The organism is Parafrankia sp. EUN1f (assembly GCF_000177675.1).
Taxonomy (GTDB): Bacteria; Actinomycetota; Actinomycetes; order Frankiales; family Frankiaceae; genus Parafrankia.
On record NZ_ADGX01000030.1, the window covers coordinates 49,589 to 73,247 of the forward strand.

General features: G+C 70.0%; 26 protein-coding genes and 1 pseudogene. 23 read left to right on the forward strand and 4 right to left on the reverse strand.

The window, feature by feature from the left end; genetic code table 11:
• Nucleotides 1–419 precede the first annotated feature (419 nt).
• From ssd to FREUN1FDRAFT_RS43715, 5 genes are all read left to right on the forward strand, one after another.
• Complete coding sequence (gene ssd / locus FREUN1FDRAFT_RS46170) at nucleotides 420–1,382, forward strand: septum site-determining protein Ssd (protein WP_006540251.1); 963 nt, start codon at nucleotides 420–422, stop codon at nucleotides 1,380–1,382.
• Nucleotides 1,349–1,975 (forward strand): hypothetical protein, encoded by a 627-nt coding sequence (locus tag FREUN1FDRAFT_RS46175; RefSeq protein ID WP_006540252.1) that lies wholly within the window; start codon nucleotides 1,349–1,351, stop codon nucleotides 1,973–1,975. The genes ssd and FREUN1FDRAFT_RS46175 overlap by 34 nt, the downstream gene beginning before the upstream one ends.
• Complete coding sequence (locus FREUN1FDRAFT_RS47975; RefSeq protein ID WP_006540253.1) at nucleotides 1,972–3,030, forward strand: CpaF family protein; 1,059 nt, start codon at nucleotides 1,972–1,974, stop codon at nucleotides 3,028–3,030. The genes FREUN1FDRAFT_RS46175 and FREUN1FDRAFT_RS47975 overlap by 4 nt, the downstream gene beginning before the upstream one ends.
• 116 nt (nucleotides 3,031–3,146) lie before the next feature.
• Entirely contained in the window at nucleotides 3,147–3,731 is a 585-nt protein-coding gene (locus FREUN1FDRAFT_RS11745) for a hypothetical protein (protein WP_006540254.1), read from the forward strand.
• Between the two features lie 597 nt (nucleotides 3,732–4,328).
• Nucleotides 4,329–4,940: a hypothetical protein gene (locus FREUN1FDRAFT_RS43715; RefSeq protein ID WP_006540255.1), complete on the forward strand. Its 612-nt coding sequence runs from the start codon at nucleotides 4,329–4,331 to the stop codon at nucleotides 4,938–4,940.
• 271 nt (nucleotides 4,941–5,211) lie between these two features.
• Here the strand turns inward: FREUN1FDRAFT_RS43715 and FREUN1FDRAFT_RS11750 are convergent, their stop codons facing one another.
• Nucleotides 5,212–6,168, reverse strand: a complete 957-nt coding sequence (locus tag FREUN1FDRAFT_RS11750) for a hypothetical protein (RefSeq protein WP_006540257.1) — start codon at nucleotides 6,166–6,168, stop codon at nucleotides 5,212–5,214.
• Nucleotides 6,169–6,463: 295 nt separating this feature from the next.
• On the opposite strand from FREUN1FDRAFT_RS11750, the gene FREUN1FDRAFT_RS47390 reads away from it, so the two are divergent.
• From FREUN1FDRAFT_RS47390 to FREUN1FDRAFT_RS11800, 9 genes are all read left to right on the forward strand, one after another.
• Nucleotides 6,464–6,961, forward strand: coding sequence for an effector-associated domain EAD1-containing protein (locus FREUN1FDRAFT_RS47390; protein ID WP_006540258.1), 498 nt, complete (start codon nucleotides 6,464–6,466; stop codon nucleotides 6,959–6,961).
• A gap of 703 nt (nucleotides 6,962–7,664) precedes the next feature.
• Nucleotides 7,665–7,964, forward strand: a complete 300-nt coding sequence (locus tag FREUN1FDRAFT_RS45085; RefSeq protein ID WP_198144302.1) for a hypothetical protein — start codon at nucleotides 7,665–7,667, stop codon at nucleotides 7,962–7,964.
• Nucleotides 7,961–10,345: a bifunctional DNA primase/polymerase gene (locus FREUN1FDRAFT_RS39700; protein WP_006540260.1), complete on the forward strand. Its 2,385-nt coding sequence runs from the start codon at nucleotides 7,961–7,963 to the stop codon at nucleotides 10,343–10,345. Before FREUN1FDRAFT_RS45085 ends, FREUN1FDRAFT_RS39700 begins: the two co-directional genes overlap by 4 nt.
• Before the next feature lie 379 nt (nucleotides 10,346–10,724).
• On the forward strand, nucleotides 10,725–11,084 hold the full coding sequence (locus FREUN1FDRAFT_RS11775) for a helix-turn-helix domain-containing protein (protein WP_006540261.1): 360 nt from the start codon (nucleotides 10,725–10,727) through the stop codon (nucleotides 11,082–11,084).
• Between the two features lie 117 nt (nucleotides 11,085–11,201).
• Nucleotides 11,202–11,639, forward strand: a complete 438-nt coding sequence (locus tag FREUN1FDRAFT_RS39705; protein WP_050795829.1) for a hypothetical protein — start codon at nucleotides 11,202–11,204, stop codon at nucleotides 11,637–11,639.
• Nucleotides 11,640–11,938: 299 nt separating this feature from the next.
• Nucleotides 11,939–12,586, forward strand: coding sequence for a hypothetical protein (locus tag FREUN1FDRAFT_RS11785; protein WP_006540264.1), 648 nt, complete (start codon nucleotides 11,939–11,941; stop codon nucleotides 12,584–12,586).
• On the forward strand, nucleotides 12,529–12,717 hold the full coding sequence (locus tag FREUN1FDRAFT_RS11790; protein ID WP_006540265.1) for a hypothetical protein: 189 nt from the start codon (nucleotides 12,529–12,531) through the stop codon (nucleotides 12,715–12,717). The genes FREUN1FDRAFT_RS11785 and FREUN1FDRAFT_RS11790 overlap by 58 nt, the downstream gene beginning before the upstream one ends.
• A 79-nt stretch (nucleotides 12,718–12,796) precedes the next feature.
• Nucleotides 12,797–13,822 carry a CopD family protein gene (locus FREUN1FDRAFT_RS11795; RefSeq protein WP_006540266.1) on the forward strand — a complete coding sequence of 342 codons (1,026 nt, stop codon included), beginning with the start codon at nucleotides 12,797–12,799 and terminating at the stop codon, nucleotides 13,820–13,822.
• 491 nt (nucleotides 13,823–14,313) lie between these two features.
• Complete coding sequence (locus FREUN1FDRAFT_RS11800; protein ID WP_006540267.1) at nucleotides 14,314–14,856, forward strand: hypothetical protein; 543 nt, start codon at nucleotides 14,314–14,316, stop codon at nucleotides 14,854–14,856.
• Nucleotides 14,857–15,226: 370 nt separating this feature from the next.
• Here the strand turns inward: FREUN1FDRAFT_RS11800 and FREUN1FDRAFT_RS11805 are convergent, their stop codons facing one another.
• Both FREUN1FDRAFT_RS11805 and FREUN1FDRAFT_RS11810 read right to left on the reverse strand, forming a co-directional pair.
• Nucleotides 15,227–15,460 carry a hypothetical protein gene (locus FREUN1FDRAFT_RS11805; RefSeq protein WP_006540268.1) on the reverse strand — a complete coding sequence of 78 codons (234 nt, stop codon included), beginning with the start codon at nucleotides 15,458–15,460 and terminating at the stop codon, nucleotides 15,227–15,229.
• A 37-nt stretch (nucleotides 15,461–15,497) separates the two neighbouring features.
• Nucleotides 15,498–15,758, reverse strand: coding sequence for a hypothetical protein (locus FREUN1FDRAFT_RS11810; RefSeq protein ID WP_198144303.1), 261 nt, complete (start codon nucleotides 15,756–15,758; stop codon nucleotides 15,498–15,500).
• A gap of 200 nt (nucleotides 15,759–15,958) precedes the next feature.
• On the opposite strand from FREUN1FDRAFT_RS11810, the gene FREUN1FDRAFT_RS11815 reads away from it, so the two are divergent.
• The 9 genes and pseudogenes from FREUN1FDRAFT_RS11815 to FREUN1FDRAFT_RS47980 all read left to right on the forward strand — a co-directional run.
• On the forward strand, nucleotides 15,959–16,219 hold the full coding sequence (locus tag FREUN1FDRAFT_RS11815) for a hypothetical protein (RefSeq protein WP_006540270.1): 261 nt from the start codon (nucleotides 15,959–15,961) through the stop codon (nucleotides 16,217–16,219).
• Complete coding sequence (locus FREUN1FDRAFT_RS11820; protein WP_006540271.1) at nucleotides 16,207–16,446, forward strand: hypothetical protein; 240 nt, start codon at nucleotides 16,207–16,209, stop codon at nucleotides 16,444–16,446. Before FREUN1FDRAFT_RS11815 ends, FREUN1FDRAFT_RS11820 begins: the two co-directional genes overlap by 13 nt.
• The gene (locus FREUN1FDRAFT_RS11825) at nucleotides 16,443–16,844 is read left to right on the forward strand and encodes a hypothetical protein (RefSeq protein ID WP_006540272.1); all 402 of its coding nucleotides are present in this window, start codon (nucleotides 16,443–16,445) and stop codon (nucleotides 16,842–16,844) included. Before FREUN1FDRAFT_RS11820 ends, FREUN1FDRAFT_RS11825 begins: the two co-directional genes overlap by 4 nt.
• Before the next feature lie 120 nt (nucleotides 16,845–16,964).
• Nucleotides 16,965–18,599, forward strand: a complete 1,635-nt coding sequence (locus FREUN1FDRAFT_RS47660) for a recombinase family protein (protein ID WP_006540273.1) — start codon at nucleotides 16,965–16,967, stop codon at nucleotides 18,597–18,599.
• On the forward strand, nucleotides 18,599–19,144 hold the full coding sequence (locus tag FREUN1FDRAFT_RS11835; RefSeq protein ID WP_006540274.1) for an ATPase, T2SS/T4P/T4SS family: 546 nt from the start codon (nucleotides 18,599–18,601) through the stop codon (nucleotides 19,142–19,144). The genes FREUN1FDRAFT_RS47660 and FREUN1FDRAFT_RS11835 overlap by 1 nt, the downstream gene beginning before the upstream one ends.
• The gene (locus tag FREUN1FDRAFT_RS11840; RefSeq protein ID WP_006540275.1) at nucleotides 19,141–20,619 is read left to right on the forward strand and encodes a hypothetical protein; all 1,479 of its coding nucleotides are present in this window, start codon (nucleotides 19,141–19,143) and stop codon (nucleotides 20,617–20,619) included. Before FREUN1FDRAFT_RS11835 ends, FREUN1FDRAFT_RS11840 begins: the two co-directional genes overlap by 4 nt.
• A 222-nt stretch (nucleotides 20,620–20,841) precedes the next feature.
• Nucleotides 20,842–21,078, forward strand: a complete 237-nt coding sequence (locus tag FREUN1FDRAFT_RS11845) for a DUF4244 domain-containing protein (protein ID WP_006540276.1) — start codon at nucleotides 20,842–20,844, stop codon at nucleotides 21,076–21,078.
• A gap of 7 nt (nucleotides 21,079–21,085) precedes the next feature.
• Entirely contained in the window at nucleotides 21,086–21,484 is a 399-nt protein-coding gene (locus FREUN1FDRAFT_RS11850; RefSeq protein WP_050795831.1) for a TadE family type IV pilus minor pilin, read from the forward strand.
• Nucleotides 21,481–21,834, forward strand: a pseudogene (locus tag FREUN1FDRAFT_RS47980) (Rv3654c family TadE-like protein); the annotation flags it as partial. The gene FREUN1FDRAFT_RS11850 and the pseudogene FREUN1FDRAFT_RS47980, both read left to right, overlap by 4 nt.
• A 1,069-nt stretch (nucleotides 21,835–22,903) precedes the next feature.
• On the opposite strand, the gene FREUN1FDRAFT_RS11855 reads toward FREUN1FDRAFT_RS47980, so the two are convergent.
• The coding region (locus tag FREUN1FDRAFT_RS11855; protein WP_157474661.1) for a Zn-binding domain-containing protein at nucleotides 22,904–23,659 on the reverse strand (756 nt) is incomplete at its 5' end.

The following is a 23,659-nucleotide window of genomic DNA, read 5'->3' on the forward strand; positions in this document are numbered from 1 at the left end:
GAGCAAGAAGTGATGATTTTGGCCGTTGCAGCAACCGAAATCCTCACTTCTTGCGGATCATCAAGCGGCTTCGCGCCCCGCTTGCACCTCTTGGGGTGAATTGCGCTGGCAGACCACCAGGTCGCTCCAGGGAGCAGGATCCGCCACTTCTCGGGATCTTGCTACACGCTCCCGGGACGACCACAATCCTCAGTTCCTGTCCGGTAGCAGCACCGGATACGGCAGCAGCACCGGATACGGCAGCAGCCCGGAGCCGCGGCTCGAGACCGAGGGTCGTCGTCGGCCTCCGGTCACACCTCGGAACAGTCGCGGGCCAGCCCTTATAACACGGCGCCGCCCCCGATGAAGATCCGCATCCGCCGGCCCGGCCGGCGCATGGTGGCCGCACACAGCCACCCGCGCCGAAGGGACGGCCCGCCATGACCCCCGCGAAGCCGATCACGCCAGCCGACGACACTCCCCGTGGACGTCCGCTGGTCGTCACCGATTCGCACGAGCTTCTCGACGACCTGCTGCGGCTCGCGGCCGCGGCGGGCACGACCGTGACGGTCGCGCCGACGGCCAGGGCCGCCAGCCGGTACTGGGCGAACGCACCGCTGGTCGTGGTCGGCGCCGACCGCGCCGCGGCCTGTGTCGCCGCGAATCTGCCGCCGCGGTCGGACATCGTGCTCGTCGGAACCGACGTCGACGACCGTCGGACCTGGAGTCTGGCGCTTCTGATCAATGCCGAGCACGTGATCTTCCTTCCCGCGGCCGAGACCTGGCTCGTGAACGTCCTCTCCCGTGCGGCGGACGCCGCCAGCCGCCGGTCGCTGACCCTCGGTGTGCTCGGCGGGCACGGCGGGGCCGGCTCCACCACCCTGGCCGTGACGCTGGCCCGCGCCGGACTGCGGCGCCGGGTCCGCTCGGCGCTGCTGGAGATCGACCCGTTCGGCGGCCTCACGGTGGGCGCGGACACACCCTCGGGCTCCGGTCCCGGATCGGAGGCCAGCGAGGGCGACGGGCCCCCGGCAGGCGTCCCTCGGTTCCATCCGGCGGGCGCCGGCTCAGCGGTGCGCCACGCTGCCGGCGGCGATCTGTCCGCGGCGCAGGCACGCCCGCCCCAGGCCCGGGGCCCCACCCCTGGGCACGCCCAGGGGCCCGGCGCCGTCCCCTCACACCGGCAGGCACTGTCATCGGGGACGCCGCGCGTGCGGACCCACCGCACCCGCGGCCAGCCGACGACGAGAACGAGGATGACTTCCTCGAACACTTCCTCGCCGGGCCGCCCATGTGGGGCGGCGATCTACCGGTGCTCTCCTGGGACCGCGACGAGATCCCTGTACTGTCACCGCCGGCCATCAGCGCCATGTTCGCCACCGCTCGCGGTGGCGCTGACCTGATCGTCGCCGACCTGCCTCGCTCCGCCGATGCCGGGGCGGACGTCGGGCTTTTCCTCTGCGAGACGGTGCTGCTCGTCGTGACGGCCGAGCCCGCGGCAGCCGCGGCGGCGGCTCGGGTCGCCAGGTATGTGACGCGTACCTGCTCGGACGTGCGACTGGTCGTCCGCCTCCCACCGCCGGGCATGCTCCCACCGCCGGGCGCGCAGCCACCCGGCCCGGCTCGCGGCGGTTCGCCCGGCAGCGGCTCACCCGCCGAGCGGAACGGGCCGGACGAGTCCCTGCACCCGGCGGTGGCCCGCACCGTCGCCACCGTGGGACTTCCGCTGGCCGGCGTGATCCACCACGAACCGGCCGCGAACCCCGTGGTCATGGCCGGCCATGATCATCAGGGGACGTCCGGCTCCGAGGGAAACCGTCCGGCTACGGCCAGAACCTCGGGCGCGTCGCGCTCGGAATCCACAGTGAGGATCACAAAGCGACCGCCCGTCGAAGCCGAAGCGGCGGCGGAAGGCTTGACCGCCGGAGCGTCGCTCATCCGGTTCAGCGATCGCTTTCTCGCGGAAGTCGGCCTCACCGGCGGAGCGCACCTGTGAGAGCCGGCCGGTCCCGCGCCTCGTCGGCCTCAGCCGATGCCGTCACCGCGGTGCCGTTCGCCGCCCCGCTGCCCGGGCCGCCGCGTTCCGGGGCGACCCCACCCGGGGCGGTGCTGCCCGGGGCGGTGCTGCCGCCGCCGGCTCCGTTCGAGACGAGCCCCTTCGAGCCAGGCCCGTCCGACGCAGGCCCGTCCGAGGCCGACCTGGCCGAGGCGGCCAGGTTCGCTTCGAACGGGGCGAGCTCGACGCCATCCCAGGGGCATGCCCAGCGGCTGGGGCCGCTCGCGGTCCTGCTGCGCGACCCGGAGATCACCGACATCCTGGTCAACGGCCCGGACAAGGTCTGGATCGAACGAGCCGGCCGGCTTCGTCTCACCGGCGTGCGCTTCGCCGACGACGGAGCCGTCCGGGCACTCGCCGTCAGCGGCGGCCGCCGGCTCGACACCGCCATGCCGTTCGCCGACATCCGGCTGCCAGACGGAATCCGCCTGCACGCCATGCTCTCCCCGCCCGCCCTGGGCGGAACCTGCCTGTCACTGCGCAGGCCGCGCCCCGTGCCGTTCACCCTGGACGACCTCGCGGCAGCCGGCACCCTGGGGCCCGACACCGCGGCCGCCCTGCGTGCCGTCCTCGCCGCCCGGCTCACCGCGCTCATCAGCGGCGGAACCGGGACGGGGAAGAGCACCCTGCTCGCCGCCCTGCTGGACGCCGTTCCCGCGACAGAACGGATCGTGCTGGTCGAGGACACCGCGGAGCTCGTCCTCTCCCGCATCAACGTGGTCCGCCTGGAGGCTCGCGCGGCGAACGTCGAGGGCGCCGGTGAGATCACCCAGCGAGAACTGGTCCGCCAGGCACTGCGCATGCGGCCGGACCGCCTCGTCGTAGGCGAGGTCCGCGGAGCGGAGGTATCCCGACGGCGGGGTCACCAGCCCGATCCCGTTCCGGGTGGAACTACCCGCCTGACCTGCGCATCTGCCCCACCGAGACCCCTCGTCCGACCTGGGCGGGGGGTCTCGCCATGTCCAGGCGGGCAAGTCTGCATGACAGTGACGTGAGGGTGCGATACCCAGACGAGGCAAGTTTGCGCGACAGTGACGTGAGGGTGGTGACCGTTTAAACGGTCAGTCGACACCATGTTTGACATGACTTTGGAAGTAGGTATGCTGGCTTCATGCCCACGGCAGACGACGAGATCATCGCGAACCTGCGCCGGGCGTACGACGTGGCCGAGGAGGCTCGTATCGCCGTCCGCGAGCGACGATTGGAAGCACAACGCGCCCTCGATGAGATCCGCGAGGACGAGGAGCGGGCCACCAGGAAGCGGAACCAGGTGCGGGAGGTCCTCGCCAAGTTCGGGGTACGCCTCGGCGCCAACGTCGATGCAAAGACGTTGACGCAGTACGCGATCGCACCGCCAAAGGCCACGCTCGACCGGGTCCTCATTGTGTTGCGGGAGTCGTCGTCGCCGTTGAAGCCAGCGGAAGTACTCCAGGACCTAAGTCGAAGGTCCTGGGTGGAGCGCGAATGGAAGGCCCCAGCTCAGACCGTCTATGCGGCGTTGAAGCGAGCGGCCGAGCACGGATTCGCGGAGCGAGACAACGACGGCCGGTGGTCGCTCGTAAGTAAGCCCACTACAGACCCGCCCGCTCAGGTCGCTGAAGACGACCAGAGCGAGGCCAAGGCGTCGGACGATTGGGAGCGGAAGCTCACCGGAGCCGACGAATGGGACCAAGCGCAGACCGAGGGGGGTGGCTGACATGGCCGGATTGACTAGGTGCGGCGACCGGTCGAGTGGGGTGTAACGGCACCCGCCGGTCGCCACCGGGCCGTAAAGCCAAACTTCCTGGCAGGGGCGCATGGCTTGCGAGGCTCGCAGGGGTCCAGAGTACCCCAGGCGCATGATCGTGTCACCTAGTGTGATCATCTCTGCGTCGGCGCGGACGTCGACTGATCCGATTAGTCGGGTCGACGGACCGCGCCATCAAACCTTAGTTTGGTTGATCTATCGCAAGGTTTAGTCGATCTCGGTCGGCGTTCCGGGCGGCATGTCCGGACCACCCCGCCTGCCTGGTGACCTCGGCGGGGCACCTGCGTACCCCATGCGGGCAACCACCACTACCGCCGGTGACACGCGCTGCAGCTCTGTTACTCCAGTCTCGTGTGTACGTCAAACGTAAATTCTGTACCCACATGTCAAGTCTGGTGCACGCCACGTTTGACATCGGTACTCAGTGTCCGGCATGATCTGCGTATCGGCGCCGAGCATACGGAGGGAGGCGTAAGGGTGGCAGCCGTACGGAACATTCGATCTTACACGGGACGCGAGAGCGGGGAGCCTCGGAGGTTGAGGGGGATGGCACGTCCGGAGGACGGCACGGGGGCTGGCCTGCTGGCCTTCCTGGACATGGCCGCGCAGCAAGGGGATCTGTCTGCTGCCACATCCAGTGCCTTCAAGTCCGCCGTCAAATCCGTGCTGCTCGTTGCTGGTGATCCGAAGTCGGTTGACATCCGTACCTTGAACGTAAACTCGACCTTCAATCGGTTCGAGACGCAGTACGGAAGCGGCTACGCTCCAGACAGCCTTCCCACTTACCGATCCCGGTTTCGCCGCTCGGTCGCCATGTACCTCGCCTGGCTTGACAACGACCCCGGCTGGAAGCGGGCCGATCGATCCACGCCCAGCAGGAAACCAGCGAACGAAGGCCGTGTCTCCCAGGGCAACCGATCATCTGCTGAGAGTGAGGCCCGACCGGAAGCCGCGCAGTCGGCCCCAGGCCCGAGAATGATCACTTATCAGCTCCCCCTGCGTCCGGATGTGATCATCCCGTTGACCTTGCCGGTCAAACTGACACGGGCTGATGCCAACCGGATAGCCACATTTGTGTCTGGGCTCGCCTTCGATGACGTGCCCACGACTCCGTCACGCAACCGCGATGACGATGACGCCGGCTCGGGAGGTGAGTGACATGGCTGGGTTGACCAGGTACGGCGACCAGACGAGCGGGGTGTAACGGCACTCGCCGGTCGCCACCGGGCCATAAACCAAACTTCCTGCCAGGGACCGCGTGGTTTGTGAGGCTCGCAGGTGTCCAGAGTACCCCAGGCGCATGATCGTGTCACCTAGTGTGATCATCTCTGCGTCGGCGCGGACGTCGCCCGATCCGATTAGTCGGGCGGCGGACCGCGCCATCTCAATTTAGTCGATAGCTGCCGGGTTTAGTTGATCTCGGCGGCGGTCAGACCGCCGTGACCTCCCGCCGGAGCGACCGCAGGCCATACACGGCGATGTGATCGCGGGGGGCGGCCAGCAGGAACGCATCGACCCGCTCGACCACCGATCGCGCAGGCGTGCCCATCGCCATCGACGCCAACAGCGTCTCGTGGAGGATGTGCGCCCCCTCGTCAGGGTCGGTGGTCGCCAGCGTCCGGGCGTACGACGCGCCCAACGCCTGCGCGGTGTCGCCTCGGAGCTGAACCGGTACGGCGGCAACCGTCTCGTTCAACACCCGACGTGCCTGGTCGCCGTCGCCGATCCGGGCGTGGACGTCGACCGCCGCACGTGCCCACTCCAACCGCGAGATCACCCCCGGGGCAGGTGGTCCGGTCATCGGCGCGTCGGCAGCGTCGACCAGCTGCTCGGCTGCGCGGACCACCTGCTCTGCCTGGTCTGCCTCCGACCGTGCGGCGTGGGCGCGGGCTGCGGCCAGGTGCCCACGCGGGTCGTTCGGACAGATCGCCACCGCCTTACGGGCGGACTCCAGAGCAGCCGCAGTCTGGCCGGTCTGTAGCTCGACCGCCGAGCGGGTCGCGTAGGCGTACACGAGGACGTCGCGGTGACCGGCTCGTGCCGACCGAGCGAGTACGCCTGTGATCGCGTCGCGCGCCGGTCCGGTCTGTCCGGCGTCGGTCAGCGCACGGGCGCGCAGCGCGCCCACCCGGGCTTCGAGCGCGAGCAGCTCGGTTCGGGTCCGGCCGGTCATCCGCTGGTCGGACAGCGCGACCAGGCCGCGCAGGTGGGTGCCGGCAGTCGATGCGGTGACCGCGAGGTCCCGGGAGCCGTACTCGGCGAACATGTCATCGATCACCTGATGGCCGTGGTCGATGAACGAGCCGCGTCCGCCGATCATGAGTTCGCCTGCCGGGACCAGGCCGAGACCGGCCAGGACCCAGAGCTGTCGCCTGCTGATGTCCATCGCGCACCTGCTGTCCGGAGAGGTTGCCACCCTCCGTACCCATCGTGCGCCGCTGGCAGTGATCCCGTCGCCTGTTTCCGCATGCCGACTCCCCGTGTTCACCCGGTTTCGGGCCGCACGGTAGCGGCGAACGGCGGTCGCTCGTGAGCAAATTGACCAAGGAGACACGGGTGTTGTCCGGGCCGTGCGGCCCGGCGCCTACGCGGTTGCTGGGGAGCCCACTAACGGCCCCAGCATCGACCTCGCGCCGCCTAGGTACGATCATCTCGGAGTAGCCGGATGAAGGTCGGTGAGCATGGCCACTGGGGTCCTATGCGACGTGCCCTGTTGGGCCGGCGGTGGCACCGGGGCCGCGTGTGAGGAAGGCGGTGGGTGCCGCCTAACCCCCCCAGATACGACCAGGCCCGTCCCTAACTACGTGATCGAGACGCACTTCTCCCTCTCCCGCAGCTTCGGTGCCGCTTCACATGCAAGCGATCACGAGCACGGACCCGCCAGGCTAAGCGACGACGTGATCGAGACTCTCGCGGAGATGTACGACCGGGAGTCGAGCGCGCGGCAGTTCCTCGACCGAGCAGGGTTCCCGTCGAGCCGGCTACCGAGCTGGCAGGTCGCTGGCCCGCTTGAGTTCTGGCGTGAGGTCGCGCGGCTGGTCCGCCTTGGCATCATCGCGGACGGACCCCGAACCATCCTCCACCTCTCGCTGGCCGACTACCCCGGCAACCCGGTGCTGCTGCGCGCGTGGGGGCAGCACGGCGACGGTGACCTTCAAAAAAAACCCTTCAAGGACTAACGTCCAGGGACCAAAGTCCCGAACATGCGGGCCAGGGGTCCTTTGGGGCGCGTTCCAAATACGGGCCCAGGTGACCGCCGCGCCGCCGCCCGCTACGGCAGCCGGTGGCCGCTCGTGCCCTCGGGAGCCCCGTCCGCGACCTCGCGGCAGGCGGCCGGTACTAGGCGCCCGGTGCACGCCGTAGCAGCCTCGGCGCAGCGCCGGACGCACGGGACCCCGCGCATACTCGCTTGCACCGCCCCGAAACCTCATGGTCCAATGGATCTGTACGGCCTGGTGAGAGCCCGCTACCGGTCTGGTCATAGACCACACCTCCGGAGCGGGTCTGAGTAACCCGCCGTCCCCGGCAACACCCGTATCGAAGTGCCTCTGCGGGAGCGCCGGTCAGAAGTGAGGCAGGTCCGTTCTCTCTACGGAGCCTTGCCGTGGCTTTCAATCCGGAATGGTCCGCTCAGGACCGACCCGACGACTACGCTCGTCTACTGCGCCTTCTGTTCAACGAATCGGCCCGAAACACAGGTGTAGGCGCCATCAAGGGAAGCCCCTCCCTGAATGACGCCCAGCACCCGCGCCGTGTCTCCGTCCCGACGGAATCACACGGTATGGCGACGAGGCAAGATGCGCCCCGTCGGGCGGTGTCTCTGTGAGCCGCCGTCGCAAGCCGAACTCCGGGCGACCGGGCGCGATCCCGCCGTCCCGCGAGGTGCTCGACTACGAGCAGATGCAGGACCTGGGCGCGCTGCTCGCCGAGGATGGCACCGCCCCGGGTTGGCTGTCCGAGGCTTGCGCCCTGGCGGACTCGACCGGCGGTCCGGTCGCCGCTGGCGGCATGGTGTTCCTGGCCGAGCGGGTCGCAAAGCAGCTCACAGTAGCCGGTGTTTCCCTGCCTGCCCCGGTGGTCGGCATGAAGAGTGTCGCCAACGGCCACGTGATCGTGGTCTCGGGTCAGTACGACCCGGATGCCTGCACCGCCCCCATCGAGGTCGTCGGGATGATCTGGTGAACGCCGAGATCACAGCCGAACTCGAAGCATTCGCCTTCGGGCACCCCGCACTTCGGGGCGCGCTCGACTGGGTGGAGCGGACCGGAAACGGCGTTTTCCCACTGCATTCCTACGAGGACCACCGCTGCACGTGCAATGACCTCAACTGCGGCAGCCCCGGAAAGCACCCACGGACCGCCAGCGGATTCAAGGAGGCCACCGCTGACCGGGTGCAGATCCGGACGTGGGTGCGCCAATGGCCCGGCTGCAATTGGGGTGGCGTGACCGCTGGGCTTGTCGTGGTCGACCTAGACGGGCCGCGTGGGGCGGATGGGTGGGCTGCCCTCGTCGACGAACACGGCGAGGCCCCGACCCTGACCCACCGGACCGGCAGGGGCCGGCACCTGATCTACCGGCAGAACGGCACCAAGGTCAGCAACAGCGCGTCGAAGATCGCGGACAGCATCGACATTCGGGCGGACGGCGGATACGTCGTCCTGCCCGGCTCACTGCACCCTTCCGGGCGCCTGTACGAGACCGAGCAGGCAGGGGCGGTGGTCGAGGCGCCGCGGTGGCTCGTTGTGTCCGCGACGGCCCCCCGGAGTACCGCGACGAGCAGCACGGACGGCCCCCGCCCCGGTCGCCTCGGCGAAGCGATCCCGTACGGGGCGCACGACGACACCCTGTTCAAGTACGCGTGCCTGCTGCGCAGCCGGAACATCGACAAGGCAGAGGCGTATGCCCTGATCGAGAAGCGGCGGCTCGACTGCCAGAACGGCGGGCCGAGCGAGGTAGCCGGGTTCACCGCCGAAGCCGCACGGGCGAAGGTCGATGAGGTCTGGGACCGCTATCCCGCCGGACGTGGCGGAGACGGCGACAAGCCCAGCGGTGGCAGGGGTCCATCCCAGGCCACCCAGCTCGTGAACCTCGCCCTGGAGCGGTACGAGCTGGGACAGACCGACGAAGGCGAGCCGTTCGCCGTGTCAAAGGGAGGAGACGTCCGGATCGCGCGGATGCTGCGCGGCGCGGGTGGCCTGCGCGCCGAGCTGTCTGCGCTCTACTTCGAGCGGTCCGGCTCCGCCCCGTCCAACTCCGGCTTGGCCGACGCGTTGGTCGCCCTGGAAGGGTTCGCCCGGCGGGGCGAGAAGCGATCGGTCGCCTACCGGGTCACCCGGGACGAGGCCGACCCAGCGCGCCCCGTGGTGATCGACCTCGGCGAGGAGGAGACCGGCCGCGCGGTGGTCGTCCGCCCCGGTGGCTGGGAGGTCGTGTCGAACGCCCCGGTGCTGTTCCGCCGGTCGGCGCTGACCAAGCCACTGCCCACACCCGAACGCGGTGGCGCCCTGGACGCGCTGCGGGAGCTACTCAACGTTAGTGATCGAGACTGGGCGCTGCTCGTGGCGTTCCTGGTCGCCTCGCTCATCCCGGAGATCCCACACCCGGTGCTGCTGATCACCGGCGAGCACGGGACCGCCAAGACCGGTGCGATGGTCACCCTGGTCTCCCTGATCGACCCGTCGGCCGCCCCGACACGAGCCACCCCGCGCGACTACGAGCAGTGGGTGGTGGCCGCGTCCGGGTCGTGGGTGATCCCGCTGGACAACGTCTCGTACATCGCCGATTGGTTCTCGGACGCGGTCTGCAAGGCGTCGACCGGAGACGCCATGGTCCGCCGGACCCTCTACGCCGACCGGGACCTGACGGTCGACACGTTCCGGCGGGTCGTGATCATCAACGGCATCGACGTCGGGGCGCTCCGCGGCGACCTCGGCTCGCGGCTACTGCCGCTGGAGCTGCAGCGGATCACCATCCGCCGAACCGAGAAGCAGGTGAGGGAGGCGCTCGAACAGATCCGGCCGGCGGTGGTCGGAGCACTGCTCGATCTGCTGGCTCAGGTCCTGGTCGTCCTACCGGAGGTGGAGACCCCGCAGGTCCGCATGGCCGACTTCGGACAGGTGCTGCTCGCCCTGGACAGGGTCTGCCCGGACCTGGGCGCGTGGGAGGCGTTCGAGCGCGCGCAGGAGGTCATCAGCGCGCGGGTGATCGAGAGCGACGCGGTCAACTCGGCGCTCCTGGCGTTCATCGAAGAACAGGCACCCGAGCGGAACGGGGTGACGACCTGGGAGGGGTCGGCCACCGCCCTCTTGGAACGGCTCGGCAAGTACCAGGCCGACAAGCCCAGGAACTGGCCAAGCAACGGCCAGGTGCTGTCGGCTCGGCTGCGGCGCAACGCCCCAGACCTGCGAGACCAACACGGCCTTGACGTCGTGTTCCACGACCCCACCAAGAAAGGCGGGGTGCGCCTGGGACGGCGGGTCGAGCTGCGGTGGTCGCCCGACGGACCACCCGCGCAGCAGGAGATCCCGGGCGTGACTGACCCTGCCAGCGCTAACTGGGAGTGACCGTGGGCGGCTACGCAGCAGCGGCTACGGGCTACGCACTGCGTAGCCGCCTGCGTAGCCCACGAGCCCCGACGGGACGGGGGCGGCTACGCGGGCTACGCAGCTACGCGCCCCCGCGCCGCTGCTCTGGCCGCCCAGCTACGCGGGCTACGCAGTAACGGGGCAATTACCTTTCTTAGGTCGAAATATTAGAAGAAGCGTGAACGATAAACCAGCGGTGATTGTTCGACCGACCGCGAGTGACGACGGCGGCCCAAGAGCACACGGCCAGAGCTGGCCCGTACGAGCGCGTAGCCCGCGTAGCCGCGTAGCCGCATAACGGCGAGTGATCGCAATCGGTGGTCGCGATAAGTACCCGCCCCTTTATCAGGAGGACCGAATGGAAGTGGACACAAATGCGCCCCGCCCCACGGCGCTCGGCGCCCCGCTGGTGGGGCCGAACTACGCCGGTGTGCCGATCGGCTCACCTGAATACGCCTATGACTTCGAGGTTGCTGGCAAGCGGCTGCGTGCGTGGCGACTGAGCCAGCCTCGGGCGGCGGGCCTGACCATGTCCGAGCTGGCCCGTCGGGTCGGAGTCGGCAAGAGCCGGATTCAGCACATCGAGACCGCCTACGGCGCCCGTGGCCCGGTCTGCTGCACCCCCTGGATGCGCGCCAAGATCGCGGACGCACTTGGCGTGAAGCTGGGCGACATCTGGCCCGACGCCTACGAGCTGGCCGACGACTCCCAGCGGTGAGCGCCCCGACCCCCGAACGCCACCCGAAAGGAGGCGAACCCCATGCGCTGCACAGCGCTACGGAAGAACCGCGAGCCTTGTAAAGGCCCCGCCGTCCGAGGTTCGAACAAGTGCCGTATGCACCTGGGGACCAAACCGGCTGCGTCGATTGCCGCGCACACGGCTGTGGCCGAACTTGCGCGGCGGGGCGTGACGCCAGTCGACAACCCGCTCACGGCGCTGGCTGAACTCGCAGGCGAGATCGTCGCGGTGAAGGACATCTTCCGTGAGCGGGTGGCCGCCTTGGACTCGGAATCGTGGCGGTACAACGGGCAGGGTGCGGAGCAACTGCGGGCCGAGATCACGCTCTACGAACGGGCGCTGGATCGGTCGGTGTCCGTGCTCGCCAACATCGCCAAGCTTCGGATCGATGAGCGGTTGGCCAGGATCACCGAGGACCAGGCACAGGCCGTGGTCCGCCTGATGACGAACGTTGCCGCGCGCCTCGGCTTCGACCTTGAAGACCCCGTGATTCGTGACGCCGTTCTGGACGAGCTAGGAAAGGTGCAGACGTGATGTCCGATGCCGAGCTGTGGTCCCGCGTCGCGGCGGCATTCCAGCCCTCTCCGTACGGAGAGCGGCTGTGGGGTTCAGCTACCGAAGGCGCGTTCGTCCGAGGCGACGAGCAGGGGGGTTCCGTCCTAACCGTGCTGGCCCCTAGCGAGGACGTGGCTTATCACGTCCTGGGTGTTTCTCCGGATGCGCTGCGATGAGCACCGGGCGGTGACCTCAGCAGGGACACCGGTGACCCCAGCGGGACACCGGGGTGTCCCGGGTGACCCGGACAGCAGCGACCCAGCAATAGGAGTTCTGAGATGAAGTACGAGATCGACATGACCGACTTCCGCGAGGCGCTCGCCGAGCTGTCCGAGACCCTGAATCACCTGTGGGGCGGGCAGGCAGTCGAGCCGGGCTCCCGGGTCCGGCGTGCTACCGACTCCCGGTGGGCCGGCAACCGGCGACCCGACACGGCGCTCGACCGTGCGGAGCAGAAGGTGCGGGACGAGTTCGACGCGATGGTCCAGTTCGTGATCGTCCGGTCCGAGGTCGACTACACCGACGCATCCGTCACCGCGGCTACCCAGCTCGTGGTGGGCCACGTCCGCCGGATCTACGGCGAGGCGATCGCCACGTTCGTCACGACTGACCCGGTGACCTGGGCGGCCATGACCGACCCGGCTACCGCTGCGCCGCGCGCCAGTGCGCGCCCCGCCCCCGGGGGCCCGTCGCTGCCCCCCGGAGCGCCGTCCGTGACCGCGCGCCCCGCTCCCGCCCCGACACCCAGGCCCAAGCCCAGCCGCCTCGGCGAAGCGCCCCGATGTGGTTCGTCGATGAGCACGGACGTCGTACTCCGGTCAACGCCGAAGCTGGGCGGCCGGTCGACACCCCCGGACCGGTCGGACCGGTGTTCTCGAACTGCGTCAGTCGGCTGGACGCGCACGCCAAGGCATACCGGGCGCTGAACGGGTTCGTCGCCGAGCGGCAGAGCCGGGCGTTCGCGGGAGACCTGGCGGCTTGCGCCGAGATCATCGACGCCCGCAACGCGGTGTGGGCGCTCCTGGACGTCGCCGAGGGCCAGCCTCGTTCGGCCTGACGCAAGCGGCGCCGGTCGAGGACTCGACCCCCGACCGGCGCCCAGGCCGAGACCCCTTACCGCAGATAAGGAAGCCCCGATGTTCAAGCGAAGCATAAGGCAGACCGAGCAGGTACCCCACACGATCGACGGGGTCACGGTCATGATCGACAAGACCCGCGACGTCCCGCGACCCCCGGTCGACTGGGACACCCGGGTGACCGTGTTCGGCCTGGTCGTCGCGCTGACCCTGACCTGCGCATCGGTCCTGTGGTCGACCTGGGCGATCGGCCAGCTCCTACACGGCGGTATCGGGTTCGTCGCTGCCGGGATCTTCGACGCGGCGTGGCTGTTGTGCCTGCTGATGGAATGGCTCGCCCGGTGGGAACCCGCGAAGCGCGCGCGGCCGAAACGAGCCGGCTGGGCGCTGCTCGCCGCGACCATGGTCTTCATCGGCTGGCACGGGGTCGAGTCCGGGTCGCTCGGGATGGCGGTCGCAGGAGCGGCGGTCTCGATGTTCGCCAAGGTCCTGTGGCTGAACATGATGTCGTTCGTCAACCGCGACCTGAGTCCGGATGACCTCGCGTGGGTGCGCGGTCGGATCTCCCAGGCAAACGCGCTCCTCGCGGTCGCGCAGGTTGAACGGCGGGTGGCGCGGCTGACCGGTCAGGCTCAACTCACGGTCGGTCGACCGGTCGCGACCGACCAGGCTGACCGGTCGACCGACCAGCGACCGACCGCGACCACGACCGACCGACCGGCGACCGGTCACGACCAACCGGCGTTGGTCACTGCCGCGGAGACCCTTCCGTCCGCGCCTGGGGCCAGCGGCCCAGCTCCGGCCAGCGAGGTTCTCCCTGTGGCTTCGAGGGGCCACAGCGAGGCCACGGCGGACCGCTCCGCTCCGGTGACCGTGGCGACCGCCCCGCCGGTCGGATATGGGTTCGTGCCGGTCGCGACCGACCGACCGACGACCACGACCGGTCAGACCGACCGACCGGCGGTCGCGACCAGCCACGCGACCAACCATTGCCCCGGGTGCGGTCAGGACCAGGCGACCGACCGACCGTGCTCAGAACGGTGCCGGTCGCGGGTGCGCCGTCGAGCGAAGACGGGTGTGTCGTAGTCGTCGACCGGTAGGGACGGGCGCGCCCTTCACGGACCGTTGTTTGCCCAAGCGGACGCCCCGCGGTAAGGGAGCCCTTCTGGACTACCCGCCGAGATGGTCACGATGGGGTCTGTGCGAATACCGTTTTTTTGATAAAGCACCGCCCCAACACAGGCCCGCAGCGGCCAACGCGGCGGTCGCCAGGAACAGGAACTGAGTCGGTGAAGGCATCGAGTCGTAGCCCGCGCAGCCGCCAGCGACGGTCGCGACCACGGTCAAAAGGGCCTGTACAGGGACACCCGGACCGCCGTTCGGTCTCCGGGATGCGCCCATAGATCAACAGTACCTGGACTCTTCCGCGTCGGCCATAACCACCAGTGATGGAGACGGACCTCGACCCTGCGCCGCTCCGCAGCCACCCCGGAGCGGCCAGCGGTCGAAACCCGCTGTAGTCGCCCTAAGCTGCCCTCACCGTACGTGGTCGACATCCGACCCAAACAGGGGGGCACGTGGACGAGATCGAGCAGGACGACAGCGACCAGGACAGCTACCTAGCCAAATCGGCAGGTGCCGGGCGCATCGGCAAGGCCGCGGAATACCTGGTCGCAGCCGCGTGCATCCTCGCGACCCGTGGCGAGCTGAACGTGTCGACCTCGATCGTGGACGATGAGGGGGTCGACCTTGTGTTCCACAAGCGGCGGAACTCAGCGACCCTCGCGGTACAGGTCAAGTCCCGGTTGACCGACAGCAAGACCGTCCAGCGCGGGAGCTTCGTCGCGTTCGTGCGGGCTTCAACGCTGCGGCCACGTGACGACCTGGACATGCTGTTCGTCGCGGTCGATCCCGAGGTGGGCCGCTACACCGCCGCGTGGCTGGTCCCGAGTCCCGTGCTGGCGGAGGTCGTCCAGCCGAACGCCCGGGATCTGCTGCGGTTCGTCGCGTCGCTCAAGCCCGACACCCAGGATCGTTGGAGCGGCTACCGCCTGTCGCCGGAGCAGCTGCCCGTCAAGATCCTCGAACGCCTGGGCGAGCTGGAATCGACCCCTGTCTGAGGGACACAGGACGAAATAGGAGAACGGGTCGTCGGGGGGTGCCTCCAGCTCACCCGAAGGCCGAGGCGCCGACGGCCCATCCCGCAAGCTGATGACAGCCGAGATTGCGGGGGCTTGCGTAGCTGTGGTTGGCTGGCCGAGCGTCCCGCTCGGCCACACCACGCGGCATTCCCCGCTGTCTCGTCCGCCGTCGCGCGCGGCGCGGTCTGTCCTTGCCCCGGTCCCCCGTCTGTGAGCTGACCCCTCTTGCCCGTGGCGGGGCGCAGCGCGCAGCCCCGGACCCGTGTCACGGCAGGTGATTACCGCCGCGTCGGTAACCCGGTCGGGATACCTCGGTATCTCGGGTAACCCGTCGCCCGAGCCGCCTGAACTAGTTCCCCTTGATCGCGCCGCCGATTTTATCGGCGATGTATATGTCAACCGCCTTGCGGCCGACATACTTGGCACCCTTCTTGATCTTCTCGACCTTCTCAGGATTCTTCTCGGCCCAATCGGCGATTATCTTGCCACACTCTTCGTAAGCCTCGGCTTGGCGCACTGGATCAAGCATCTCAACCCCGATCACGGACAGAAGATTGCAATTAGCGTAGAGGTCCGTAATCACACGAGGAATCGTTATTTCGGGCTAGTCCATCCGGCGGTCAGCGGTCGCGCAGCGCCTCGACCCAGGTCAGTGCGACCGCAGCCACCTGGACCAGCTCGGCGCGCAGGTGGTCCAGGTCAGCGCCTTCCAGCATCGCGCGTGCGACCTCGCCCACCTCCTCAACCAGCACAGGCAGACGGGCTTGATCGCCCAGCGCGGGGGACAGGATCGACCGGGCGCCGTGTTTGGCGTGCGCGCGGGTCGCCTCGGCTTCGACTTCGGCCAGGATCTCGGGTCGGATCGTTCGGGGCGTATTCACGTTCTGATCATGCCTGCCAGACTGCCACCCTGTCACGCGCGCCAATGCAATTCCCGGCAACTCATTCCCCATTGTTATCGGTGAACATCTGCCGTGTGCTCGCATTGTTTCCCGCATATATTGCCTCTTAGGCAAATTGCATATTTTAATGGAAATACCGGCGGGGCACCTGGTCCCGCCAATTCCATTAAGGGGAGACAGTGGAAACCGTGGAAATCGTCGAGGGTGTGGAAATCACCCTCGCGTATCGGCGCGACGGTGCGCCGGTGACGGCCGAAGCCACCGCCCGGGTGGCGCTGGCCGACGCGACCCGGACCACCGGCCTGGGCATCGAGCGCAGCGCGGACGGCGCGGCGTGGGTCGCCGACCTGCCGATTGGGCTGTTCGAGGCGCTGACCAGCGCGGGTCACCTCGCCATCGACGGCCAGGCGTTCTCGCTGGACGCGGAATGGCCGGTCTGATGGCCGCCGTGGACATGCCCCCGGGCGCTGTGGCGGTCACGGCCGATGAGCTGGCCGCGATCCTCGCGCGAGGTGGCCACCCGGACGACGGAGCCGGAACCGCCGACCTCGGCGCGGCGCTGGTCGACCTGGTCCGGACGGGTCGCCTGCTCGCGGTCCGCCTGCCCGACTCGCGCCTTGCCTTCTCCCCCAACCCGACCGCCGACCCCGCCGAGGAGACCCGATGACCGCCCCGAAGACCCCGAAGGCCGTCCGCCACTGCCTGTGTGGGTGCGGCGCGACCGTGACCAAGGAGTTCCGGCCCGGTCACGACGCGAAGCTTAAGGGTGCGTTGATCAACCAGGTCCTCGCGGCCGAGGCACCGAAGGCGACCAAGGCTGACAAGGCGGCCGGCTCGAAGGCGCTGGCCACCCTCACCGCCCGTGGCTGGCTTGCCCATCTGGACAAGTCCCGGGCGTCCCGCTCGGCGAAGGCGGAGCGCGCGGCGGCACGTCGGGCCGCGCGGGCTGCCGCCAGGTCGGAGGCGGCCACGGCAGCGGTCGTGACGGACCACCCGGTGGAGCAGCCCGAGCCGCACCCGGGCGACCGCCTCGGTAAGGCGCTCGCCGAGCTGCCGACGGCCTGACCTCAGACAGACGACAGCCCCCCTCGGTCTAAGGGAGGAGCCGAGGGGGGCTGTCTGCGCCCCGGGGACCGACCAGACCCGGGGCTAGCACCCACCAAGATCAGGAGACCACAGGCTGAAATGACTGCACAATCCGAACGTCGCCGCGCGCTGCGGGCTGCTGTCTACGCACGGGTCAGCACCGAGGAGCAGGTTGACGGCACGTCGCTTGAAGATCAGGAACGGCGCGGCCGGCTGACCGCCGAGGGGCGCGGCTGGGAGGTCGCAGGCGTCTACACCGAGGAGGGTTATACCGGGACGACCGACAGCCGCCCCGAATGGGACCGGCTGATGGCCGACTGCCGCGCCGGTCAGATCGACGTGGTGATCGTCCTGAATTGGAAGCGGTTCGCCCGGAACGCCCGGATCGGGCTGACCCTCGCGGCGAAGCTCGAAGAGATGAACGTTGCGCTCGTGGTGATCGAGAACGAGGTGGACACCTCGACCGCGAACGGGCGGTTCGTCCGGCACATGTTCCTCGGTCTGGCCGAGCTGGACCGTGACAACGTGGTCGAACAGATGGCGCGCGGTCAGCACGCGAAGGCGCGCCGAGGTGGCTGGCCGGGCGGTGATGCGCCGTACGGCTACCGCCGTGAAGGCACCGGCCGTGACTGCGTGGTCGTGATCGACGACCACGAGCGGGGCATGATCGAACAGGCGATCGCGTGGATCGTTGACGAGGGTCTGACGACCGGCGAGTGCTGCGAGCGACTGAACGCACACGGCCTGCTGCCACGCAGAGCCGCCACGTGGGAACACCAGAACCTGCGTCGGGTGCTGTCCTCCCGGACCCTGCTCGGCGAGGTGTGGTGGGCCAAGCCGGGACGGCCACGGAGCAAGAAGGGCACCGGCGAGTACGGCGGGCACGTCGTGACCGGCAAGTACGGCGAGCCGGTGTTGATCCAACTCGACCCGCTGATCACCGAAGACAGGTTCGCGGCGTTGCAACGGGCGTTGGCCGAGAAGGCGACCGGTCCCCGTGAACCGGACCGCACCTACCCGCTGTCGCTTCGGATGCACTCGCCGTGCGGCTCGCACTACGGCGGGGTGTGGCGCCACGATCGTGACCTTCGGCAGTACCGGTGCCGGCGCCGGAAGTGGCGCGCGGACGGCGGACCACGCTGCGACTGCCGGTACCTGAACGCGGACGAGGTCGAGGTGCGGGTCTGGGAGGCCGTCTCGGACCTGCTGCGGCGACCCGAGAAGCTGATCGAGCTGGCGAGCGACTACCTCGGCTTGCGCGCGTCTGCGGTCGTGGTCGAGCGGGACCAGCTCGAGGCCGTCGGGCGCCGGATCGCCAGCCTCGAACGGGCGCTGGTCCGGGCCACGAAGGCAGCCCTGATGGCCGACAGCGACGACGAACGCCGTGCCCTGGACGAGGCGAAGGCGCAGATCGGCGACGACCTGGCAGCGGCCAGGAGCCACGAGCAGACGTTGCAGCAGTGGCGTGCGGACTCCCGCGCCGAGTCGAACCGGATGCGGGACCTATGGGCGCTGGCCGAGCGTGCCGCGACCCGGCTCGGCGCGATGGACCTAGCCGAGCAGGCGGAGGTGCTGCGACTCTTGGAGGTGAGGGTGAAAGTGATTAACAACACATCTTCGCCTCGGCTTGAGATCACCGGCACGGTGCCTCACGAGAAGCTACTCGGCGCGTTGGCCCCCAACGCTACGGCCGGTGACCCGGACGGCGAGATACCGAAGTCCTCGATCTCCTGATGGCGATGAACACGGGCCACGAGGGCGGCCTGGGAACTGTGCACGCCAACGCCGCCGAGAGCCTGCCCGCACGGATGGAGGCCCTGGGCGCTCTCGCGGGACTGCCGCGCGCCGCGCTGCACAGCCACCTCGCGGCGGCCGTGCAGGTGACCATCCATCTCCGGCGGAATGCGGCGGGCGCCCGTCGGGTCGCCGGCATCGGGGTACTGCGCCGGGGCGATGACGGCCTGGTCCAGGTCGTCCCGGCGCTTGTTGGCGACGACGCCCGGGAGCTGTCCCGGCGCGCGGGCGAACGACCCGCGCGAGGCGTCGTCCGGCCGGATCCCGAGGGGCTCGCCATACTGGCCGCGCTCGTGCGGGAACGTGGGGTGCGCCTCTGGCCGGCCGCGGCTCCCAGAACCGCAATGCCCAGAACCGCGATGCCCGGGGCGAAGCCGGCAGCACCACCCGGAGAACCAGCACCACCAGAACAACCAGTGGTTCGGATGCGACCGCCGCATCCCCGTCAACCAGGGCCGTCGGCGCCCCGGCCAGGTGCGCGATGACGGCCCGGCTGGCGCGGGGTGCGGCCTGGGCGGGCGGGAGCGTCGCGGCGACGGTGCTGGGTGGCCCGGCCGCCGGGATCGCGGTCGTCGTGCTCTGCTGCGGGCACGGGGCTCTGCGTCGCTGGGTCGTCCACCGCTACGAGGCCGAGCTGCGTGGGGCGGCTGAGGACGTGCTGGCCGCGGTGGCGACCGAGCTGGACGCCGGCGCGTCTCCCGACGACGCTCTGCGAACGGCGCTGGCCTCGGTCACCGGCCTGCCGGCCCACCCGCACAGCGGCGAAGCCCACAGTGGCGACGGCCGTCGGGGTGGCGGCCGTCAGAGCCGTCGAAGTGACAGCCGTCGGGGTGGCGGCCGCTCGGGGCGGGCGGCGGGCTCTCTCGACCTGCCACGTCTGCGCGAGTTGCTCGCCGACGCCGACGCCGACGACGCACCGAGGCTGCTGTCCCGATGCGATGCCGGCGCGCTGCGCCAGCTCGCCACCGCGTTCCGGGTGTGTCGGTTGACCGGGGTCCGCCTGGCACCGGTCGCGGTCATGCTCGCCGATGCGGCCCGATCGGATGCGGCACGCGCCGACGAGCTGGCCGCCGCCCTCGCCGGGCCGCGGTCGTCAGGTCGCCTCGTGGCCGGCCTGCCGCTGCTCGGCGTCGCAATGGGAATCCTTCTCGGCGCGGCCCCGGTGGACGTCCTGACGACATCCCCGGTCGGGACACTCTGTCTGGCCGCGGGGGTGTCGCTCGACCTGGCCGGGCTGCGCTGGCTGCGGCGGATCTCGGACGGGGTCCAGGCCCGGGTGCCACCCGTCTGCGCGGGGCCGATCCCACCCGGACGGCCAGGCGACGCGGCGGCCTCCGGGGAGTACCGCCGTCGGATGCTGGCCGATCTTCCCCTCGCGCTCGACCTCGTCTCGGCCTGCCTGAGAGCAGGGGCCACCACGCAGCACGCGCTGGAGGTCGTCGGGTCCGCGACCGGAGGCCCGGCTGGTGTCGAGCTGCGGGCCACCGGGCGCTCGATGCGCCACGGAGCACCAGCCGACGAGGCGTGCCGCCGGCTTCTGGGCGCGGTCGGTGTGCTCAGCGCGGAGTCCGCGCCCCGCGGGGGACGGCGCGCCGGCAGCCGGCGGTCCCGACGGCACGGTGGTACGGCACGGCTCTCGCGCGCGTTGGGGATCGGCACGCCGCCCGGGCGAGCAGGGTCAGCCCGGCAGCGTGAGGCACAGACGGTGCTCTCCACAGTGGCCGCCATCGGCAGGACCGAATCCTCCGGGGCGAGACTCGCCACGACGCTCACCCGGATCAGCACCCGTGCACGGCAGGAGACCCACGCCGCGGCCATCGGCGCCGCCCGGCGAGCCGGCGTCCTGGCCGTCGCCCCGCTCGGGCTGTGCTTCCTGCCGGCCTTCCTGCTGCTCGGCGTGGTGCCCATCATCATCGGTACCGCCCCGGAGCTCGGCCCAGGACTCCTGCCGCAGCCCTGACCAGCGGGCCGCGACCGCGGTCGACGCCGGCAGGTCGGGTGCCGGGTTGTGGATGAGATCTCGTCATCCACAGGGAGTGTGGGCCCGTCCCTCACCGGCCGACACCGCCCGATCATCGAGACAGCCGGCACGACGCGGTACCGACCCGACCCGATACGGCCTGCCGAGCCCCGCCCTGACCAGCTCTGACCAGACCGTGCCCCACCTGACCCGGAGGCAATGATGTGGCTTCTCATCCTGTTCATCCATCTGGCGTCCGCGCTGGTGAGATCGCTGCCCCGGCGCCGCCGCGCGGCAGCAGCCACCGCGGTGGACGCCGGGATGTCCACTGCCGAGTACGCCGTCGGCACCCTGGCAGCCGTCGCGTTCGCCAGCGTGCTCTACGCGGTGGTGTCCAGCTCAGCCACCCGCTCTCTGATCTCCTCGGTGGTCGAGCGCGCGCTGAAGATCGACTTCTGAGCGCGTCTTGAGAACTGCGACCAGGCCGAGACGCCCGCGCGACGGCAGGGATCGTGGCCAGGTCACCGCCGAGCTCGCGATGGGTCTGCCGAGTCTTCTGGCGGTGATGTTCATGATTCTCTGGATGCTCAGCGCGGTCTCCGCACAGACGCGATGTGCCGAAGCCGCCCGGCTCGGGGCTCGCGCCGCTGCTCGTGGTGAGTCGGCGGCGGTTGCCCGGGACTGGGCACTGCGGGCGGCGCCGCCGGGCGCCGAAATCGAGATCGGCGGTAGCGCGGGGGCCGTACGTGTCCGCGTCGTCGCGGTTGTCGGCGCGGGAGGTGCTGGTCGCCTCGTGCCCACGGTCACCGTCTCGGCCGTCGCGGTCGCCGCCGTCGAGGACTCAGCGGCGGGTGCCGGGCCATGAGAACAACCCGGCCGCATGGTTCGTCATATGCGGGCGAACGCGGCTCCGCCACGGTCTGGCTGCTCGGCGCCATGATGGTCGTCGTTGCCACCGGATCGACGGTGCTGAGCCTCGCGCAGGTCGACGCGAGTCGGCAGCGGGCTGCCACGGCGGCCGACCTCGCGGCGCTCGCCGGCGCCGCGGAGCATTCCGCCCAGCCCGCTCTCGCCTGCCAGCGCGCCGCGGAGTCGGCCAGGGCCAACTCCGCGCGGCTGGCGATCTGTCAGGTGGAGGGCGGTGGCGTGAGCGTCACGGTCGAGGCCGACCTACCGAGCCCGCTACGGCTGTTCGGCCCGGCTCGGGCGCGCGCACGCGCCGGGCCCTGGGAAGGCGCGCCCGGCGCGTACCAGGCTGTCGCGGCAGCGAAGACCGGTACCGGCGGGCCCATGGCCGTTCAGGTCGAGCGGGGATCCGTGGGCGCGGTGGGGCTACCAGGAGGCTGGGTCCTGCCGGCAGCGGAGCCCTGCGGCTGGTTCCCCGTCGGGCGTTGGGCTCCGTCCCTGCTCCGGTGCTGCAGGTCTGCGACCCTCGCGACCACCCGATCAGTTCGGGGCACAACCGCGGGCCTGCCGTGGCGTACCGGGGGCGTCGACGGCCCTTCGGTGGAAGCAGCCGGGCGTCCTACCGGCACAGCCGTATCGGCCGCGTCGGCCGATACGGCCGACGGCGCCGACCGGGCGGGCCGCGCACCCGCACCCGTGGTCCTCGCTTCACCGGGCCGTGCCGACGAGCCACGCCCGCCCGCGCCATGGCCACGCACGACCAGCGGTGTTGTGGGCGCGGTCGCGGTCCCGGCTGGCCGGCCGATCAGGGCCTGGCTCGACGGTGCCGGGGCCTGGCCCGACGGTGCGGATGCCTGGCCCGACGGTGCCGAGGCAGGCGTTGGCGCCGGCGCTGGTGCCGAACCACCGGCCGCCGCCACCGGTCCGCCAGGAGCCGAGCCGCGAGAAGCGAAACCGGTGGCCGTCGCAGCGGCGCGCGACGGCGACGGGTGCGGCCGAGGAACGGGGCGGGTCATGGCGGTGAGCTCCCTGGCCTGCTGGCGCTGCGCCCTCAGCCGCTGCCTGTCACGGGCGAAACCCTGCAGCCCGAGCTGGATACCGGCCACCGCCAGCACCCCGGTAGAGACCCCCAGGACGAACAGCCCCCAGACGTCAAAGGACAGCGCCTGCCCCATGATCATCAATTCCGTCTGGCCAGAGCTCTCCAGGATGATGTCCGCGGTGAGAACGCCCGCCAGAAGTACCAGGACTACGCCGACGGTGACCACCGAAACCTCCACATTCCTGCCGTTTACGGGAAGTAAGACCGCTCTGAGAATCCGACAGAGGGCGGTCTACCCCCGATACGGTCGGCTGCACCTCCGACCCACGAAGGTGTCTATTTCTGTGGCGGGTCCAATACCTGACCGCGGTCGCCGTCCATCGCGGCCAGCACGGAGTCCAGCAGCCGCACGGCCGCCGCCTTGGCGAGAGGTTCGTTGCCGTTTCCGCACTTCGGCGACTGCACGCAGGAAGGGCAGCCAGCCGGGCATTCACAGGCGGCGACCGCATCCCGGGTGGCGCTCAGCCATTCGGCCACCCGCAGGAACCCGCGTTCGGCGAACCCGGCGCCCCCGGCATGGCCGTCGTAGACGAAAACGCTGGTGCGGCCCGTGTCCGGGTGCAGGTCGGTGGACACACCACCGATATCCCACCGGTCACACGTCGCGAACAGCGGAAGCAGGCCGATCGCCGCGTGCTCGGCGGCATGCACCGCGCCCGGCACCTCCGCGGGTTCCACGTTGGCAGCGGCCAGCAGTTCGTCGGTGACGGTGTACCAGACGGCCCTGGTGCGGAGCTGGCGCGGCGGCAGGTCGAGCGGTTCCTGCCCGAGGATCTCACCGGTGGCCAGGCGCCGGCGCTGGAATCCGACCACCTGATTCGTGACCTCGACCGTGCCGAGGTGGATCTCAACGTCAGCGAACCGCGCCGACCGCGTCGACTCGACCACCCGGATATCGGTGTGCTCACGCGCCACCGTCGTCCAGTCCGGTTGAGCTGCCTCGACGAAAGCGACCGCGTCGTCGAGGTCGAGCTCGGTGACGAGGAAGGTGGCGCCCTGATGCAGGTACACGGCTCCCTCGGTGCACCGTCG

Coding starts and splice junctions, on each gene's coding strand:
- FREUN1FDRAFT_RS11785 (WP_006540264.1), top strand. CDS start 11,939: ATGAAGTACGAGATCGACATGACCGACTTCCGCGAGGCGCTCGCCGAG.
- FREUN1FDRAFT_RS11820 (WP_006540271.1), top strand. CDS start 16,207: ATGGCCGGTCTGATGGCCGCCGTGGACATGCCCCCGGGCGCTGTGGCG.
- ssd (WP_006540251.1), top strand. CDS start 420: ATGACCCCCGCGAAGCCGATCACGCCAGCCGACGACACTCCCCGTGGA.
- FREUN1FDRAFT_RS47390 (WP_006540258.1), top strand. CDS start 6,464: ATGGCCACTGGGGTCCTATGCGACGTGCCCTGTTGGGCCGGCGGTGGC.
- FREUN1FDRAFT_RS11845 (WP_006540276.1), top strand. CDS start 20,842: ATGTGGCTTCTCATCCTGTTCATCCATCTGGCGTCCGCGCTGGTGAGA.
- FREUN1FDRAFT_RS39705 (WP_050795829.1), top strand. CDS start 11,202: ATGCACCTGGGGACCAAACCGGCTGCGTCGATTGCCGCGCACACGGCT.
- FREUN1FDRAFT_RS11750 (WP_006540257.1), bottom strand. CDS start 6,168: ATGGACATCAGCAGGCGACAGCTCTGGGTCCTGGCCGGTCTCGGCCTG.
- FREUN1FDRAFT_RS11795 (WP_006540266.1), top strand. CDS start 12,797: ATGTTCAAGCGAAGCATAAGGCAGACCGAGCAGGTACCCCACACGATC.
- FREUN1FDRAFT_RS47660 (WP_006540273.1), top strand. CDS start 16,965: ATGACTGCACAATCCGAACGTCGCCGCGCGCTGCGGGCTGCTGTCTAC.
- FREUN1FDRAFT_RS43715 (WP_006540255.1), top strand. CDS start 4,329: ATGGCACGTCCGGAGGACGGCACGGGGGCTGGCCTGCTGGCCTTCCTG.
- FREUN1FDRAFT_RS11825 (WP_006540272.1), top strand. CDS start 16,443: ATGACCGCCCCGAAGACCCCGAAGGCCGTCCGCCACTGCCTGTGTGGG.
- FREUN1FDRAFT_RS11775 (WP_006540261.1), top strand. CDS start 10,725: ATGGAAGTGGACACAAATGCGCCCCGCCCCACGGCGCTCGGCGCCCCG.
- FREUN1FDRAFT_RS11835 (WP_006540274.1), top strand. CDS start 18,599: ATGGCGATGAACACGGGCCACGAGGGCGGCCTGGGAACTGTGCACGCC.
- FREUN1FDRAFT_RS46175 (WP_006540252.1), top strand. CDS start 1,349: ATGTTCGCCACCGCTCGCGGTGGCGCTGACCTGATCGTCGCCGACCTG.
- FREUN1FDRAFT_RS11840 (WP_006540275.1), top strand. CDS start 19,141: ATGACGGCCCGGCTGGCGCGGGGTGCGGCCTGGGCGGGCGGGAGCGTC.
- FREUN1FDRAFT_RS11745 (WP_006540254.1), top strand. CDS start 3,147: ATGCCCACGGCAGACGACGAGATCATCGCGAACCTGCGCCGGGCGTAC.